This is a genomic window from Sphingobacterium sp. WOUb80 (assembly GCF_050058145.1).
In the GTDB taxonomy this organism is placed as follows: domain Bacteria; phylum Bacteroidota; class Bacteroidia; order Sphingobacteriales; family Sphingobacteriaceae; genus Sphingobacterium.
The window spans coordinates 2654144-2671788 of record NZ_CP165617.1 but is presented as its reverse complement, the minus strand read 5'-3'; the positions used below and the strand labels follow the sequence as shown (position 1 = coordinate 2671788).

Annotated in this window: 12 protein-coding genes; 9 read left to right on the top strand and 3 right to left on the bottom strand. The window is 41.9% G+C overall.

What is annotated here, in order from left to right:
- Positions 1-375 precede the first annotated feature (375 nt).
- Positions 376-1215: a DUF4846 domain-containing protein gene (locus AB1Z56_RS11240; RefSeq protein WP_426792070.1), complete on the bottom strand. Its 840-nt coding sequence runs from the start codon at positions 1213-1215 to the stop codon at positions 376-378.
- 165 nt (positions 1216-1380) lie between these two features.
- On the opposite strand from AB1Z56_RS11240, the gene AB1Z56_RS11235 reads away from it, so the two are divergent.
- The 3 genes from AB1Z56_RS11235 (at position 1381) to AB1Z56_RS11225 (ending at position 6935) form a co-directional block, all read left to right on the top strand.
- Positions 1381-4803 carry a glycosyltransferase gene (locus AB1Z56_RS11235; RefSeq protein ID WP_426792069.1) on the top strand — a complete coding sequence of 1141 codons (3423 nt, stop codon included), beginning with the start codon at positions 1381-1383 and terminating at the stop codon, positions 4801-4803.
- Positions 4804-5014: 211 nt separating this feature from the next.
- Entirely contained in the window at positions 5015-6538 is a 1524-nt protein-coding gene (locus tag AB1Z56_RS11230) for an NAD(P)H-hydrate dehydratase (RefSeq protein WP_426792068.1), read from the top strand.
- Positions 6519-6935 (top strand): GNAT family N-acetyltransferase, encoded by a 417-nt coding sequence (locus tag AB1Z56_RS11225; RefSeq protein ID WP_426792067.1) that lies wholly within the window; start codon positions 6519-6521, stop codon positions 6933-6935. The genes AB1Z56_RS11230 and AB1Z56_RS11225 overlap by 20 nt, the downstream gene beginning before the upstream one ends.
- Before the next feature lie 70 nt (positions 6936-7005).
- Here AB1Z56_RS11225 and AB1Z56_RS11220 read toward each other — a convergent pair whose 3' ends face one another.
- Positions 7006-7596: a sugar O-acetyltransferase gene (locus AB1Z56_RS11220; protein ID WP_426792066.1), complete on the bottom strand. Its 591-nt coding sequence runs from the start codon at positions 7594-7596 to the stop codon at positions 7006-7008.
- A 381-nt stretch (positions 7597-7977) separates the two neighbouring features.
- Here AB1Z56_RS11220 and AB1Z56_RS11215 point away from each other — a divergent pair, with 381 nt between their 5' ends.
- Positions 7978-10191, top strand: coding sequence for a glycosyltransferase family 4 protein (locus AB1Z56_RS11215; protein ID WP_426792065.1), 2214 nt, complete (start codon positions 7978-7980; stop codon positions 10189-10191).
- Here the strand turns inward: AB1Z56_RS11215 and AB1Z56_RS11210 are convergent.
- Positions 10163-11647, bottom strand: coding sequence for a glycoside hydrolase family 130 protein (locus AB1Z56_RS11210; protein WP_309363619.1), 1485 nt, complete (start codon positions 11645-11647; stop codon positions 10163-10165). The two genes, AB1Z56_RS11215 and AB1Z56_RS11210, sit on opposite strands and share 29 nt — an antisense overlap.
- Positions 11648-11774: 127 nt before the next feature.
- On the opposite strand from AB1Z56_RS11210, the gene AB1Z56_RS11205 reads away from it, so the two are divergent.
- The 5 genes from AB1Z56_RS11205 to AB1Z56_RS11185 all read left to right on the top strand — a co-directional run bounded on the left by AB1Z56_RS11205 (position 11775) and on the right by AB1Z56_RS11185 (position 17504).
- Positions 11775-13232 carry an aminoacyl-histidine dipeptidase gene (locus AB1Z56_RS11205; protein WP_426792064.1) on the top strand — a complete coding sequence of 486 codons (1458 nt, stop codon included), beginning with the start codon at positions 11775-11777 and terminating at the stop codon, positions 13230-13232.
- Between the two features lie 235 nt (positions 13233-13467).
- Positions 13468-14796 carry a gluconate:H+ symporter gene (locus tag AB1Z56_RS11200; protein ID WP_309363623.1) on the top strand — a complete coding sequence of 443 codons (1329 nt, stop codon included), beginning with the start codon at positions 13468-13470 and terminating at the stop codon, positions 14794-14796.
- A gap of 30 nt (positions 14797-14826) precedes the next feature.
- On the top strand, positions 14827-15291 hold the full coding sequence (locus tag AB1Z56_RS11195; RefSeq protein ID WP_075993294.1) for a RidA family protein: 465 nt from the start codon (positions 14827-14829) through the stop codon (positions 15289-15291).
- A gap of 10 nt (positions 15292-15301) precedes the next feature.
- The gene (locus AB1Z56_RS11190; RefSeq protein ID WP_426792063.1) at positions 15302-16408 is read left to right on the top strand and encodes a D-TA family PLP-dependent enzyme; all 1107 of its coding nucleotides are present in this window, start codon (positions 15302-15304) and stop codon (positions 16406-16408) included.
- A gap of 1 nt (position 16409) precedes the next feature.
- Positions 16410-17504, top strand: coding sequence for a dipeptidase (locus AB1Z56_RS11185; RefSeq protein ID WP_426792062.1), 1095 nt, complete (start codon positions 16410-16412; stop codon positions 17502-17504).
- The last annotated feature ends 141 nt before the right edge of the window (positions 17505-17645 follow it).

The window sequence follows — 17645 nt, the reverse complement described above, 5'->3', positions numbered from 1 at the left end:
CAAAAATAGCCATCCGCTAAATGATTAAAAATTAGGGATGACTATTTGATAAGTGAATTGCGTCATTAATTCAGCTGCAGAGATACCGGACCAAATCATTCGACATGGATTTTTTTGGCATGAGTGGCCTGATCAGCCAAGTACTGAAAGTGCTTTTTGATAAATTCTGATGGACTACATACTAGTTGGCGTCCTGCGGAAGATAGATGGCATCTGTTGTAATTCAGAAAGAAATATCCGGACATTTATAATATTGGTCGGCTTCGTGTTATGGGAGCCAGCCGGTGTCTGTGTGTTTGAGATAGTTAGACTGTATCTCAGCTGTTTCACCAGTCTTCGCCGGTTAGATTTTAATGATGTCATTCTTCTTTGCGATTATTTCCAGGTTTTGAGATTTTTAGGATAAAATGTCCATTCTGGGGTTTTAATAATATCCTGATCTATGTCGTACCAGGGGCTCAGCTTGCTGTTGTTCCAATTGTTCAAAATTTGTATTTCCTGAGCCGGCATATAGCTTTGCGCGAGCAATACAATTGTTTTTCCCGCGCTATTCTTTGCGAGATCAACCACGATGATCGCATGACCAATAGATGATCCTTTTTGGATGAAAGTGTCCCCAATTTTAACTTCTTGCGTTGTTTTTACGTTCGGAAGTTCATCGTGCAGCGAAGCGGTGTTTGCATAAGCGAAAATATATTCCAGGTATTTCCAGTAGGTTGGGTACGAATAATCTCCTTTTGCATAGTTTGTATAGGTGCGGGGTTTACCGTCAGAAAGGAAGTTAAATTTGATATCCTTATATCGCTTTTGTTGGTATAAGTAATCTGCCCTGAGCCGCATGACAGCATCGGCGCATTGGTGTAGATCACGCTTTCCTATGTCTAGTTTCACAACACTGTTGTAGATATTATTTCTAGGTTTAATTTTTCCGTTATAATAATGCACTTCCTGGTCGATAGGGTATAATGGAAGATTCTCAAGAAAATAACCGAATTCCCCAGCCTCGTAGCTTAGTCTTTTAAAGCCTTGTGGTAATAATATGCGTGATTTGACAGTCGTTCCGTCAGGGTCAATAAATTGACTTCCGTCAGTTCGTACGGGCTGTGCGGCTGCCAACTCGGTAGATTGGGTTTTCGACGCAACAGGATTGGGTTGCCCACAGCCTGTGAAAACCTGACAGGAAAAGAGTGGCAGGAGTACGTATATTGATTTCATATAAAAGTTTTTAAGCCAGTGTATTATGTTTCAACGAATATAATTAAATTTAGATGTAATTTGAAGGATGAATCATTTGAAAAAATTAAGAAATTTTTAAGCTATTCATCAACTTTTTGGACCATTTTCTGATGTAGCTTAGCCGAAGTTAATAAGAACACGATTATGTCAGGAAAACAGATTTTTCAGACGTCAAGTAAAAAGCGCTGGTACGCTTTTTCATGGATGAGCAGCGCATTAGTGATTGGTTTGATTATTGGTGTCATATGTGTGGTGTATACATTGGGAAAGATTCAGATTCCTCCTTTTCCGACAATTAATACCAATACACCATTGACTGAAAAGTCCACTGCCAAATTAAAGAAGTCCAAACAATTCAAGGAGTTTACAGTTGTAAAATCCGAACTGGAAAGGATTAAGCGTGATCGAGAGCTAAAGCATTTAAAACATATTGGTACCAAAAATAGAATCAATATGGGATTTTATGTTAGTTCTTGGTCCAATGAAGTGCGTGAGCAGTCTTTATCTGATTTACGTCGCAATATCGGTCATTTGGATATGGTTGCTATGGAGTCCTTTTTTACTGTGCCCAATCAGGATACAGTAGTGGATAAAGCCGATACTGCTGCGCTTAAAGTGATTCATCAATATAAACGCAAAGCAATCGCGCAGATTTCCAATTTCAGTGGTAAGGATTTTGATGGGCAGACTGTAAAAGCCATCTTGCTTAATCCGGATAAACAACAACGTTTTATAGACGACATTCTTCTCAAAGTAAAGCGAAATGGTTTTGCTGGAATAAATATTGACTTTGAGAATTTACAGTTGGATGACCACAAGCCACTGAACGATTTTATGGCACATATCTATACTATATTTCATACAGAAGGCCTGCTCGTTACACAGGATATTTCACCTGAAAATGATGATTATGATCCTATTGCGCTACAAAAGTACAACGATTACATTATTTTGATGGCTTATGATCAGCATTCCATTGAAAGTAATGCCGGTGCCATTTCACATCAGGCTTGGGTCGAAAAGAATCTCGATGAGCTTTGCAATAAGATCGATGCAGATAAGGTGATTTTGGCCCTGGCATGTTATGGATATGACTGGCCAAAAGGCAGTGTCGGCAAGACCTTGACTTATGATAACGCCGTAATTTTAGCTCATAATTACAACGCCAAAATTACTTTTGATCCCGAATCTGCAAATCTCAACTTTAGCTATAAAGATGGGGCAGGGATGTCTCATGATGTTTATTTTACTGACGCAGCAACTTATTTTAATCTTATCCGCAAAGCAGATGACTGGGGGTTAGCGGGTATTGCACTCTGGCGCTTAGGAAGTGAGGACGCCCGTTTATGGTCATTTATTTCAAGATCATTGGATCGGGAAGACTTGAAAAAAGAGCCCTTTGACTTCGGAAAAATAAGCCAGATCAATGTCGGTGGTATACAATATATTGGTGACGGCGAAATTTTGGACCTGGTAAATAGTCCAGCTCCAGGAGAAGTTAAATTTGCTTTTGATCCATCAACAGCGATGATACAGGGACAGGAATATGTGAAGACACCGAGTAATTATGTCATTAAGCGTTTTGGAGAAAGAGACAATACAGTGGTCCTCACCTTTGATGACGGTCCTGACCCTACCTATACGCCGCAGGTATTGGACATCTTAAAAAAAGAACATGTGCCGGGAGCTTTTTTCCTTGTTGGTGTGATGGCTGAAAAAAATATGGACCTGGTCCGCAGAGAATATCAAGAAGGACACGAACTCGGTAATCATACTTTTTTTCACCCCGATATGTCTACCATAGGGCCCAACCGTGTTAAGTTTGAGTTGAATGCGACCCGAAAGATTATTGAGTGTATAACCGGCCATAGTACGATCCTTTTCCGGGCGCCTTTTAACGCAGATGCTGAACCCCAGACTGTGGCCGAAATTCTGCCCGTCGCTCAGAGCCGAAAGGAAAATTACATTAATATAGGTGAATATATTGATCCCAACGACTGGTTGCCGGGTCGTACTGCAGATGAAATTTACAATGAAGTCATTAAACAGCGCGATAATGGGAATATTATCCTATTACATGATGCCGGTGGAAATCGGGAGGCTACAATAGAAGCGCTCCCCCGTATTATTCACTACTTTAAATCCCATGGTTATAAATTTGCAACAATTGGTGATTTAATGGGCAAGAAGCGGGATGAGCTAATGCCGCCCGTACAAAATGCTTCCGACTCGGGATTTAGTGGATCTTCCAATCGCTTGTTCTTAGGTACCTTGTTTTACGGTAATATTTTCCTTAATCTAGTTTTTTCCGTTGCGATTGTATTGGCAATTTTTAGAACCGCAATGATTGCTTATTTGGCGATCAGACAAAAACAAAGGAGTAAAAAAGAGCAATCTCAATTGGTTTTGGACCCTCGGGAGAAGGTCAGTGTGATCATTCCTGCCTATAATGAGGAAATAACAGTTTTGGCAACGATAAAAAGCCTATTGAATTTGGACTACCCTAATTATGAATTGATTTTTGTAGATGACGGGTCCAAAGATAAGACTTTTGAGATGGTCAGTAAGGTTTATGGTGACCACCCCAAAGTGAGGCTTTTTACAAAACCTAATGGCGGAAAAGCATCTGCGCTCAATTATGGTATTCAACAATCCGATGCACAGTTTGTGCTCTGTATTGATGCCGATACACAGCTCAAGGCTGATGCGCTAAAACAATTGATGAAATATTTCAATAAATCGTCGGTCGCGGCTGTTGCTGGGAGCGTTAAAGTGGGCAATGTGCATAATATACTGACGCACTGGCAATCGATCGAGTATGTAACTTCACAGAATATGGATCGGAGAGCTTTTGATCTGCTCAATATGATATCGGTAGTCCCGGGGGCCATTGGTGCTTTTCGTCGATCCGTTATTTTGGAGGTTGGCGGATTTACAACGGATACATTGGCCGAAGATTGTGATTTGACTATGCGTATATTAAAAGCTGGTTATACCGTACGGAATTCATCCGAAGCAATCGCGTATACGGAAGCACCAGATACGGTCAAAATGCTTTTCAAGCAACGTTTCCGTTGGAGCTTTGGTGTCTTGCAGAGTTTTTGGAAAAATAAGAAGACCTTATTGAATCCTAAATATGGCTATTTTGGTATGGTGGGGATGCCTAATATCCTGATCTTTCAGATCATACTCCCTTTATTTGCGCCATTGGCTGATATATTTATGCTGTTTTCGCTGGTAAGTGGTCTTTTCTCCCTAAGTGAAGTGAATGGGATTAGCTGGACGGGAATAGCAGGATTGTTTTCGCTGCATAATGGTTTTGGTCAGGTGATGTTCTATTACTTTCTTTTTGTGTTTGTGGATATCTTCTTCGCTGGTATTGCCTTCAAGATGGAGGGAGAAAAGCTTAAAAATTTAATTTATCTGTTTCCACAGCGCTTTTTCTGGCGTCAGCTGATGTATTTCGTTTTATTTAAGTCGGTGAGAAAGGCTATTAAAGGTGAATTAAATACCTGGGGAACCTTGAAACGTACTGGTGGGGTGAAGGAGGTAACGACAAGTGATTAAAACCTTCATGACTTCGCAGGTACCAACAGCAATGAAAGCAAACTGAAGGTTCTTTCTGGCCAATAAGATCAGACATTTTCAGAAAAAAAAGCATGTACTTACATAAGAGAGGAGATAGGATACTCCGCGAGGATCGCTATCGCGTGCCAAAAAGTTTCCGTAGATTTTTATTTGACCTCGGGAATGGTTACTTTCAATAAAAATAGCAGCAATGAAGGTACTTTCCGCACAGCAGATGAATCAGATCGATCAAGAAACCCTTAAGGATCAAAAAATCAGCGGCCTGGATCTTATGGAACGGGCAGCAACAGCTGTTTTTGAAGAACTTAGAAAACGTTATCCAAAATTGGAGGAGGAATCCTTTTACATTTTTTGTGGTAAAGGAAACAATGGCGGTGACGGGCTGGTACTTGCCCGGCTTCTGGATCAGCAGCAGGCACAGGTAAGTGTTTATTTGGTCGAAGCAGATGAATACGCCGTGGACAATCTCGCCAATCAGAAACGATTGGCGTCACATATTATCCGGAAGATTACCTGCGAAGGTCACCTGGATATCCCTTCGGCAGCCATTGTGGTGGATTGCATGTTCGGGTATGGGCTGAAGCGTGTACTGGCAGCGGAATGGGAAGGCATTATTTCTTGTATAAATGGATCTGGTGCAAGCATTTATTCCGTCGATATGCCTTCGGGTCTCCTTGCTGATGAAAAGACTCCTCAGGGAGTTCCCATTGTTCAGGCAGACATGGTCTATACTTTTCAGTCACCCAAATTGGCCTTAATGTTGCCTGAAAACCGGTTTTATGCGCAAGCATTTAAGGTGCTGGAAATCGGTCTTAGTCAACGTGCAATGGCGGAAACCGAAACGAATATTTTTTATGTCGATCAGTCTCTTGTTAGATCTTTCTATCGAAAAAGAAGAAAGTTTGATCACAAGGGAACTTTTGGTCATACCTTGATTATTGGGGGAAGTAAAGGTAAAATGGGCGCCGTGCAGCTTGCACTTAAAGCAGCTCTTCGTGCCGGATGTGGTTTAGCGTCTGCGTATGTACCTGCCCATGGCAATACTATTTTGCAGACCGCTGTTCCTGAAGCGATGGTAATTACAGATCCCGAACAAGACGTTATTAGTCAATTCCCCTGTATTAAAAGCTACCAGTCTATCGGTATCGGCATCGGTATGGGAACCGATCAATATACAATTGATGCGTTAAAGGTATTTATAGCCACTGTTAATGATACTCCTTTGGTATTAGATGCCGATGCCTTGAATATTCTTGCTCATGAACCCGATCTTTGGGCATTTGTTCCGGCCCACAGCATATTGACGCCACATCCTAAAGAACTCAGCCGTATCGTAGGCAGCTGGGGGAATGATTTCGAAAAGATTGAAAAGGTAAAAGTCTTTGCGCGTGAACATCAATTTTACGTGTTGATAAAAGGAGCTAATAGTGCTATGGTTATGCCCGATGGGATGGTGTACTTCAATAGTACGGGCAATGTAGGAATGGCAACAGGGGGGAGCGGCGATATTCTAACGGGGATTGTCAGCTCCTTGTTGGGGCAAGGTTATTCTTCAAAGGAAGCCTTGATTATGGGGGTGTTTCTTCATGGGCGAGCTGCAGATATAGCGGTAAAAACTTTTGGAGTCTATTCATTGCTGCCTTCCGATACCATCAATTATCTTGCCGACGCATTGATAGCATTAGAACAGGATTATGATGGAATGGTACATTGAGCAGGTCTTTGCAGCGCGGACCTGGAAGCTTCGAAAAGAGATTTTCGCTCCGGAAGGTAAATTGGGGGATGTGATGTTGGAGGGCGATTTTGAAGCGACGCATTTTGCGGCCTACGATGGAAACGAAGTGGTAGGCGTGCTGAGCCTGATTTGTTCAACCGATAGCTATACAATCCATTTCTTTGCTGTAGCTCCACCTGCCAGGTTGAGGGGGGTAGGGACTGCATTATTGCACTATGCGCGGCTTTTTGTCGGTGCATTTAAAGGTAAATATCTCCTGGTGGATGCGCCTCACGAACAGCAGTACTTTTGGGAAAAGAATGGTTTTGTCTCTGGAAAACAAAATGGAGCCATGCGCAGCTATTCTTTGTCTTTAGCCAATGATTCTGTAAGTTAACTGTAAGTGGAAAGATAGATCGTTTTCCTATAAATGTGCCCCATGTTATCCCTCGTGATCTATATTATTCCTACAGATTCTCAGTGTAGTTGATCCGATCCGCTTCGGTGATGTTACGTATCACCCGGCAAGGATTGCCTGCAGCTACGACATCCGCTGGTATATCTTTTGTGACGACTGATCCAGAACCAACGACCGAATTTTTTCCGATTCGCACGCCGGGATTGACGACAACATGTCCACCGATCCATACATTATCTTCGATAACGATCGGCAACGCAAATTCCCAACCTTGATTTCTTGCTTCAAAATGGAGGGGATGACCAGCTGTAAAGAGGCTTACATTGGGCCCAAATAATACATTGTCACCTATGGTAACCGGCGCGCCATCTAAAATCGTACAATTATAATTGCTGTAAAAGTTCTCACCAATAGCAATATTATAACCGTAATCGCAACGAAAAGGGGGTTCGAGAAAGAATCGGGTTCCCGTCGCTTTAAACAGTTTTTGAATAATCTGTTTTCTGAATTTCAGTTGTTTAGGCTCCGAATCGTTAAATCGCTTCAGTTCTTCTTTTGCGTATTGTCTTTCCTTAAATAATTGCCCCTCCGAATCAATATAGGGAAGTCCGGCAATCATTTTTTCCTTTGCTGATTTCATTCAATGCCCATTTTTCTGTAACAAACTTAGATAAATTGATTTTTAAAAGCAATAGCAATTTACGCGTTGTGAATCTAGGATATTGAGCGCTCTTTTTTCGCATAATCAAGCTTCTGTTTTCTACTAAGCATAACCAATGGATGCCCTGTTTTTCATCAAATTATCCTGTTTCCAACAAATTATCCTGTTTCCCATCAAATGGACAGCGTTTCTGCGCCAAGTTTTATGGCACCGTACTGATCTGCACCAGATAGCATTAAATCTTCCTTTAATTTAATTCATACAGTTGTGACAAACAATTTTCGTTCGAAACGCATTTAGATAGTGGAGCACACATATGCTATTGCCTTTGTCCAGGCTACATTCAAAATTATTATTTCAATGAAGATTGCTTATATAAGTACCTATTCACCCAAGGAATGTGGGATTGCCACTTTTACATCAGATTTGTTGCATGCTGTAGCGCTGCATAATCAGGAACTGACTCAACATGTTTTTGCGGTCGCGGATCGGGATTATGTTTATCCCAGTGAGGTCGTATTTAGAATAGATCAACATCGTCAATTGTCCTATATTGAGGCAGCAAATTATATTAATGAAAACGGGTACGATTGCGTCATACTCGAACATGAATATGGTATTTTTGGCGGTAATAGCGGGATATATATCTTATCATTGATTAATGCTCTGCATATTCCCCTGCTGGTCAATTTTCACACCATTCTTGAAAAACCGAATGTTGATGAAAAGGCTATTCTTATTGAAATTGTAAAACGCGCCTCCATTGTAATTGTCATGAGCAATTATGCCATTACATTACTCAAATCGATATATCGGGTCAATACCGCTAAAGTAAGGCTGATACATCACGGTGTGCCGGAGTTTAATTTAGATCATGAGCTTGCCAAGCTTAAAAAAGGACTTTCCGGGAAAAAAGTCTTATTGACCTTCGGTTTTTTGGGACGAAACAAGGGGATTGAAATGGTGATTGAATCCCTACCTGAAGTCGTCAAAGATGAACCGGATCTGTTGTACCTCGTTGTTGGTAAAACGCATCCCAATGTATTAGCACATTCCGGCGAGGAATATCGGGAATACCTGGGCAGTCTTGTGGAAACCTATCAGTTGCAGGAACATGTGCAATTTGTTAATTCCTTTGTTAGTCAAGCCGATCTTGTGGAGTATCTAAGTGCTTGCGATGTTTATGTTACACCTTATATTAATGAGGCGCAAATTACAAGTGGAACCTTGTCTTACGCCATCGGTGCCGGAGCTGCGGTGGTGTCCACTCCTTATTGGCACGCCAAAGAATTGCTCGCTGATGGAAGAGGAGTGCTCGTCGAATTTAAAAATTCAGCCAAGATGGCCGAGGTGCTCAAAAATCTGTTTTCAAATTTGGACTATCGCACAACACTAAGAGACAATGCCCGTATATTTGGTAAAGAGATGACCTGGAAAAATATAGGCCTCCGGTACACACGAATTTTAGATAAAATTATTCCTACCTACGATAGCCTCAAAGAAAATGTCGGATTTAGTAAGGAGGAAATGCCCAAATTCAGTTGGAAGCATATCGACAGACTGACCAATCAGGTCGGTATCTTACAGCATGCAACTTATTCGCTACCGAACTACAAAGAGGGCTATTGTCTGGACGATAATGCAAGAGCGCTTTTAGTTACTTTATTGGCGCAGCATGATTTTGCCGACAAAAGGCTTGATCGTCGCATCTCGACCTACTTGAGTTATATCTATTATCATCAGCGCGAAGATGGGCTTTTTCACAATTTTATGAATTTCCAACATAGTTTCCTCGATGAGGTCGGTTCGGAGGACTCCTTTGGACGGACCATGTGGGCATTGGGAGTCCTTCTTCGGGAGACAAAATTGACAAGCTATTATCAATTGGGACATGAGTTGTTTTTTAGAGCTGTTCCAAATTTTGGCCAGTTGCGTTCCAACCGGGCGATAGCTTATACTGTACTGGGAATTGCGGAGTATTTGCATCATCAATCCAATGATGAGGTGATGATCGAATTGATGCGGGCACTTATCGGTAAGCTTGTACAGGAATACGAGGCTAGTTCAGATGAACATTGGCAATGGTTTGAGCCGGTATTGGCTTATGACAATGCGATTTTACCTTATGCATTATTGACGGCTTATCCCTTTTTAAATGATGAAACAATAAAACAGTTGGGACTATCGACTTTAAAGTTTCTCGAAAGTATGACCGTACAGAATGGTGCGCTTTCATTGGTCGGAAACCAGGAATGGGCCAAACAAGGTAAGCATATTAGTAAATTTGGCCAGCAGCCACTTGACGTCACCGCAATGGTATTTATGTATCGCGAAGCTTTTCGATTGACCAATAAAAAGGTCTATTTTACCCGTATGATTGCTTCCTTCCGCTGGTTTTTGGGCGAGAATGACCTTCGGCTCGGTTTATATGATGAGGAAACCAAAGGTTGCTGTGATGGCCTCGAATCCTATGGCATCAATAGAAATCAAGGGGCAGAGAGTACCCTTTGTTTCTATTTGGCTTATATCGTAGTTTACAGTGCTTTTATTGATAACGATCAGGATTCAAGATAGCGAGCAATAAATCTTCGAGCTTGATGGTCGCATACGTCGAAGCATAATCGGACATCGCATAAGGTAAAATGAGGTGTTCATTGTGTACTATGGCGCCACAGGAATAAATGACGTTTGGTACATACCCTTCTCGCTCTTCGTCATTGGGCGTCATCAATGGGCTATGTAGGCGTCCAATTTCCACATGCGGGTTGTCCAAGTCCAAAAGAGCTGCGCCTAGGACATATTCACGCATTGGTCCAACGGCATGGGTTAAAATCAGCCAGCCGTATTGCGTTTCTATCGGCGAACCGCAATTACCGATCTGAACAAATTCATACGGATATTCTGGCTGCTGAATTCGGATTGCCGTTTCCTGCCATATATTGATGTTATTGGAGTAGGCGATATAGTTGTTCTCACCATCAATGCGGCAGAGCATGGCATAACGTCCATTTATTTTACGTGGAAATAGTGCCGCCCCCTTGTTGGCAATTTCACCATAAATAGGTTTCACTTTAAAATGGTAAAAATCTTTAGTAGTGAGTAGTTTAGGAAGAATACTGAATCCATCGTAAGCCGTGTAGGTTGCATAGTACGTGCTCTCACCTCTTTCGTTTTTGAACTGAACGAAACGCGCATCTTCAATTCCTCTTTTTTCGGTATCGGCAATCGGAAATATCACACGTTCTGAAATGGAGGTGTCCAGGGAGAAAGTCATTTCATAATGCGAGGAAGCGAGCCAGAGTGCCTGTTGTAGAAATGTCACATTTTCCAGGTTTTCGTCACTATCCCGCCGTACTTCATCGATGTAACGTTTGAGCTCTTCGTAGGTAAATGTCTCCGTTAGCTTTTCCTCCAGTTTAGTCTTGACTTCCGTGGGTTCCGCATGCAGCTCATTCATTTTCTTTAAGAAAGATTCTTTGTGATAACGGTGATTTTTGACCTGCATGGGTTTGTCCAATAAATTACCGACATAGTCGATATGTATATTGTTGTCAACATCCAATGTGCCTGATCGAAAAACGATCGAAGAAACGTGGCCTTCTCCTGTAGCCCTGAAGCTCAAAATAATGCGTTTTTCGCCCCTAAATAATTCTGTTTGATCCGGGTGTTCGATAATGGAGGGATTAAACAACGCGGCCGATTCAATCGAATATTCCATCGTGAAATAGGAGCCGATCAGTAACTTGTCAATTTGAGTCAGCTTCTCTTTTGGAAATGGAATCTTCTCCAATAAATGGCTTATCCGGTCAAAATTACGTTCAAAAATATGGACAATGCTGCGATGTCTTTTCGTATAGCTTCGCAGGACCTGCCCAAATACTTCTTTTCGCTCCGATTCGTTCAGGGATAAGATACGTTTGATAACCTTCATGGTCCGATCATCTCCTAGCGAGAAAAAACGTGCTAAAACTCTCTTTTTATCCGGTTTAAAGTAAATATCCTTCCGTTCAACTTGTACTGGTCTATGCATAGTTTTATGTTCATGTTTACACTCTCATAAGAACGAACAGCGCTTGGCTTTTGTTTTTATTCTAAACCAATAATCACCGGATATCTGATAAAAATGGAGTAACTTTGACCAAGGAAAAATTTTAGATATGATTGAAAATAGTTTAGAACCAAAAGCCATTTGGAAAAATTTCTCCGCATTAAATGCGGTGCCAAGAGCTTCTAAAAAAGAAGAGCGCGTGATTGCCTTTATGGTAGACTTTGGTAAATCCTTGGGTTTAGAAACAAGCGTTGATGAGATTGGCAACGTGCTCATCAAAAAATCGGCTACTCCGGGAATGGAGGACCGCAAAACGATTGTTTTGCAGTCGCATTTGGATATGGTGCACCAAAAAAATAACGATACTGTTTTTGACTTCGATAATGAAGGTATTAAGATGTATGTCGATGGTGATTGGGTAAAAGCAGAAGGTACCACTTTGGGTGCAGATAATGGTCTTGGCGTTGCGACAATCATGTCGATTCTGGAATCATCTAGTATTGTACACCCTGCTATTGAAGCCTTGTTTACCATTGATGAAGAGACAGGTATGACTGGAGCTTTAGGTTTAAAAGGCGGTGTGCTTTCGGGTGAAATCTTGCTGAATTTGGATACAGAGAATGATACTGAAATTGATATAGGATGTGCTGGCGGGATTGATGTGACGGCAACGCAGTCTTACATTGCAGAGCCTTGTCCTTTTGATACGCTATCTTTTGAAATTACCGTAAAAGGATTACATGGCGGGCATTCTGGTATGGACATTCATAAGGGCTTTGCCAATGCCAATAAGGTAATGAACCGTTTGCTATTTGGTGCTAATGCGCATTATGGATTGCGTATTGCTTCTTTATTGGGCGGAAGTCTACGCAATGCAATTCCGAGAGAAAGTGTTGCAAAGGTAGTTATCAGTAAGGATAAAACAACTGACTTTGTTCAGAATTTGGCACAATTGGCACAGGATATTAAATTGGAATTTGCCACGACAGAACCAGCTATGGAAATTGTCGTAAAGCAAACTGATGCCGCTTATGCAACAGTAGTTCCCGTAAACGTGCAGGAAAACTTGATCAACAGCGTTTATGCGGCCTTAAATGGTGTATATCGTGTGAGTGCCGATTTTGAAGATTTGGTAGAAACTTCCAATAATATTGCTAAAGTAGAAGTAGGTGGGGAAAAGGTTTCCATCAAATGTCTAACCAGATCTTCTGTTGAAACGTCTAAATTTGATTTAGCCCAATCTTTACAAGCAGCATTTGAACTGGGCGGTTTTACCGTTGATTTTTCAGGCAATTACCCCGGATGGGCACCTAATCCGAATTCTGAAATTTTAGAAGTGCTCAAATCAATTTATACGAGACAACATGGTGAAGCTCCGGAAGTCGTGGCTTGCCATGCCGGATTGGAATGCGGTATTTTAGGGACAAACTATCCCGAAATGGATATGATTTCTTTTGGACCAACAATCTTAGGTGCACATTCGCCTGCAGAACGTGTCTCCATTTCTTCGGTGCAGAAGTTTTGGAGTTTTGTGCTTGATATTCTCAAAGAGATCCCTAAAAAATAAATTTTCAACAAGGGCCTATTGCTGTTTTTTTTTTGAGGATGGGTCATGAAAGCAAAAAGAGATAGGTCACGGAAACAGAAAGGTATGGTGTAAGCCATACCTTTTTTGTTTTCATTAATTTTTCATTTTTCTTGCAAAAAATGAAAAATAACCTTACTTTCAGGATGAAAAAATGATTTAATAGACCAAATTTTATACAAGCTCTCAAATTGAGGGAAAACCTAATCGTGATATAATGACTATAATCCTCATTGTAATCAGCATTTGTTTGCTTATCCTTTGCATAACTTATTTTAAGATCAATGCCTTTCTCGCTTTTTTAGTTGTTTCCTTACTCAGTGGACTTTGTTTGGGTATTCCACCGGCACAGTTGGTGGGTACAGTTGAAAAAGGTGTTGCCGGCGTTATGGGGAGCCTAACTTTGATCATTGTTTTGGGTGCAATGTTGGGAAAAATTGTAGCTGAAAGTGGGGCTGCCGAGATTATTGCTGAGCAAATGGTCCGCTTAATGGGCGAGAGATACCTTCAATGGGGGCTTATGTTGACGGGTTTTATCGTTGGAATACCGCTATTTTATGGAGTTGGATTTGTCTTATTAGTGCCCTTGATATTTTCGATTTCCTACCGCTATAAGTTGCCGGCAGTATATATTGGATTACCGATGCTGGCAGCCCTGTCTGTAACACATGGCTTTATTCCGCCGCATCCTTCTCCTGTTGCCTTAGTTGCCCTGTTTCAAGCTGATATGGGACTGACACTTATTTATGGTCTTTTGATCGCCATACCTGCTATTATTTTGGGGGGACCTATTTTTGGAAGAAGCCTGAAAAAAATAGGGGCAAGTCAGGAATCGATTTTTCGCGAGAAAGATCGCTCGGAGTCAGCGCAGTATCCGCGCCCGACAGTGGGGGTAAGTCTGACTGTTGCCTTGCTGCCGGTATTGCTCATTGTCTTGTTTACATTGCTTCCTTATTGCTATCATACAAGTAATATAGCGCTGCAGGAGGGATTGAAGTTCGTTGGCAACCCTACCGTTGTTATGGTTATTGCGGTCAGTGTAGCAACCTATTTATTAGGGTTGAAATTGGGTCGATCGATGGCCAATGTGATGACAATCTATGAGTCTGCTGTGAAAGATATTGCCATGATTCTATTGATTATTGCTGGCTCGGGAATCTTTAAACAAGTGATGGAGGACAGTGGGGTCAGTCTGTTATTGGCCAATACCCTGCAGCAGCTCCCCATTTCACCTTTGCTTTTGGCTTGGTTAATTACAGCTGTTATCAGAGGTTGTGTCGGCTCAGCCACGGTTGCCGCTTTGACAGCCGCTGGTGTCTTGCTACCTATTGTTACAGGCGGAAAAGCGGATCCCAACCTTATGGTATTGGCGATAGGAGCCGGAAGTCTGATGTTCTCCCATGTCAATGATACCGGATTTTGGCTATTTAAAGAGTACTTTGGCCTTAGCGTAAAGGATACGTTATTTTCCTGGTCGATCATGGAGGCGATTGTTTCCATTGTTGGGCTACTTGCTGTTTTACTATTGCAATTAATTTTATATTAGCTATTATTTTAAACTTTAAAATCATTAAAGATGTACAATGCAGATGAACAATTCGAAAAATTAGGTTTGACACTACCTCCGGCACCGGCGCCAAAAGGTGTCTATAAACCATACGTCATTGATGGAAAGTACCTATATCTTTCTGGTCATGGTCCTGTACAAGATGATGCCGCATTAATTATCGGTCGAATCGGAAGTGACATCAGTCCTGAGGAAGGCAAACTTGCAGCGAGACAAGTTGGTCTAACCATGTTGTCGACCATTAAAACCAATTTAGGATCATTGAACAAAATCAAACGCGTAATCAAAGTATTGGGTATGGTCAACTGCACCTCGGATTTTCTTTATCATCCTGGTGTAATTAATGGTTGTAGTGAACTATTTGCTGCGGTTTGGGGAGAAGAAAATGGTATTGGAACACGCAGCGCCGTTGGATTTGGTTCTTTGCCCGATAATATTCCCGTGGAAATCGAAGCATTATTTGAGTTATACTAATTCGAATGGTATGGAAACTTGGTGTCACATACACAATATTGATCAGGTCGATTCACCGGCTTTGCTGGTCTACCCTGATCGCATTGTCAAGAATATAGACCGTGCTTTGCATTTTGTAGACGGGCAGGTCGATAGATTGCGGCCGCATATCAAAACGAATAAATGCCGTGAAGTATGCCAGTTGATGATCGATAGGGGGATCACGAAGTTTAAATGTGCAACGATTGCGGAAGCTGGGCTATTGGGTGTTATCGGTGCAAAAGATGTTTTGCTGGCATACCAGCCCGTAGGGCCAAAGATAGATCGTTTTTTGAATCTCATAACAGCCTTTCCGGAGACACATTTTTCCTGTCTTGTGGATCATATCGATGCCGCACAGGAGATTTCAAAGCGGAGTCTATCGAAAGGCTTACGCAGCGCTGTTTATCTCGATGTGAATATTGGCATGGGACGTACAGGAGTACCTTTAGAAGGGATTGAGCGTCTCGTTATGGATATCCATCTTTTAGAAGGTATTCAGTTGGTAGGTGTGCATGGCTATGACGGTCATATCCATGACAAGGATTATAAACTTCGCGAAAAGCAGTCCCAACATTCATATGGTATACTCGAAACCGCTTACCTTATGACGCAGGTGTCCACCTCTAAACCTTTGACTAAGGTAATTGGTGGATCACCAAGTTTCCCTTTTCATGCTGAACGCAGCGATGTAGAATGCAGCCCCGGAACCTTTGTATTTTGGGATTTTGGCTATGCCGAAAATTACGCAGAACAGGATTTTATGCTTGCAGCGATACTTTTGACGCGTGTCGTTTCTATTGTTGATCACAAGCGCCTTTGTTTGGACCTGGGGTATAAATCAGTAGCATGTGAATCGCCGCAGCCCCGCGTCAAATTTTTCGATCCGCGTATTGGCGAAATAAAAATGCAGAGCGAAGAACATCTGGTTGTTGAGGTGACAGATAGTAAACAGTTCAACTTAGGGGATGCGCTGTATGCTGTACCACGACATATCTGCCCGACAGTAGCCTGTTATGGCGAACTTCAAGTTGTCCATGAACGGCAGGCAGATCAAATTTGGACTGTTTATGCACGAAATAAAAAGATAAATTATTGATATGTACGAATTTGAAATGCCTTTTTTGGTCGATGCACATTTAGATTTGAGCATGAATGCGATGGAATGGAATCGGGATCTTCGCTTGCCGATTACGGAGCTGAACCGTAGGGAAAAGGGGATGGATGACAAGCCTGATCGGGCTAAGGCAACAGTCACTTTTGACGAATTGCGTCGTGGTCACATTGGTTTGGTTGTTGCTACACAAATCGCTCGATTCGTAAAACCCGAAAGTTCTTTACCAGGCTGGTACTCACCGGAACAGGCATGGGCGCAAACACAGGGACAGCTTGCATGGTATAAAGCAATGGAGGCCGATGGACAAATGAAAATGATCTGTACAAAAACTGATCTGGACCAGCACTTGGCACTTTGGTCGGATGGCAGCGATCATGCCGATAAGCCAATCGGATATCTGCTGAGTCTGGAAGGTGCCGATTCCATTGTAGATATCAGCTATCTCGAAACAGCCTATAACTATGGTTTAAGAGCTATTGGACCAGCACATTACGGGCCAGGTAGATATGCTAATGGAACAGACTCATCCGGCAAGCTTAATGAGCAAGGAATAAGTTTATTACGAGAAATGGAACGATTGGGGATGATATTGGACGCGACACACCTCAATGATGATGCTTTTTGGGATGCTGTACAACGTTATCAAGGTGCGATTTGGGCAAGTCATAATAATTGCCGCAAGTTTGTGGATCATAATAGGCAGTTCAGCGATGAAATGATTAAGACACTTGTGGAGAAAAAAGCAGTGATCGGTGTAGCGCTCGATGCTTGGATGATGGTACCTAATTGGGTCCGCGGGGTATCCGACCCTAAAACAAGCAATTGCTCCATGGAAATCATGGCCAACAATATTGATCATATTTGTCAATTGGCAGGAAATGTCGATCATGTTGGCGTGGGGAGCGATCTGGATGGAGCATTTGGCCGTGAGCAATGCCCTTATGATCTGGAAACTATAGCTGATATCCAAAAAGTCTTTGGTATACTGTCAAAAAGAGGGTATGATAACACGGATCTTGAAAAGATTGCCAGCAAGAACTGGCTTAATTTTATGCGAAATGTATTGCCCGAATCTTAAGAAAGGATAATCGAATCTTAAGAAAAGAAATGGAGACATACTTGAGCACAAATAGGTCAATAACCTACCCAGATGATAGCATGTCTTGAAGAGCAAATAGTTAACAATAGCGAAGCCGATTAAACGAATCAAAACAAACAC

Bases quoted from the DNA above. Each gene is read 5' to 3' on its own strand.
- AB1Z56_RS11225 (WP_426792067.1), top strand. From the start codon at position 6,519: ATGATGGAATGGTACATTGAGCAGGTCTTTGCAGCGCGGACCTGGAAG.
- AB1Z56_RS11235 (WP_426792069.1), top strand. From the start codon at position 1,381: ATGTCAGGAAAACAGATTTTTCAGACGTCAAGTAAAAAGCGCTGGTAC.
- AB1Z56_RS11210 (WP_309363619.1), bottom strand. From the start codon at position 11,647: ATGCATAGACCAGTACAAGTTGAACGGAAGGATATTTACTTTAAACCG.
- AB1Z56_RS11240 (WP_426792070.1), bottom strand. From the start codon at position 1,215: ATGAAATCAATATACGTACTCCTGCCACTCTTTTCCTGTCAGGTTTTC.
- AB1Z56_RS11185 (WP_426792062.1), top strand. From the start codon at position 16,410: ATGTACGAATTTGAAATGCCTTTTTTGGTCGATGCACATTTAGATTTG.
- AB1Z56_RS11195 (WP_075993294.1), top strand. From the start codon at position 14,827: ATGTACAATGCAGATGAACAATTCGAAAAATTAGGTTTGACACTACCT.
- AB1Z56_RS11205 (WP_426792064.1), top strand. From the start codon at position 11,775: ATGATTGAAAATAGTTTAGAACCAAAAGCCATTTGGAAAAATTTCTCC.
- AB1Z56_RS11200 (WP_309363623.1), top strand. From the start codon at position 13,468: ATGACTATAATCCTCATTGTAATCAGCATTTGTTTGCTTATCCTTTGC.
- AB1Z56_RS11230 (WP_426792068.1), top strand. From the start codon at position 5,015: ATGAAGGTACTTTCCGCACAGCAGATGAATCAGATCGATCAAGAAACC.
- AB1Z56_RS11220 (WP_426792066.1), bottom strand. From the start codon at position 7,596: ATGAAATCAGCAAAGGAAAAAATGATTGCCGGACTTCCCTATATTGAT.
- AB1Z56_RS11215 (WP_426792065.1), top strand. From the start codon at position 7,978: ATGAAGATTGCTTATATAAGTACCTATTCACCCAAGGAATGTGGGATT.
- AB1Z56_RS11190 (WP_426792063.1), top strand. From the start codon at position 15,302: ATGGAAACTTGGTGTCACATACACAATATTGATCAGGTCGATTCACCG.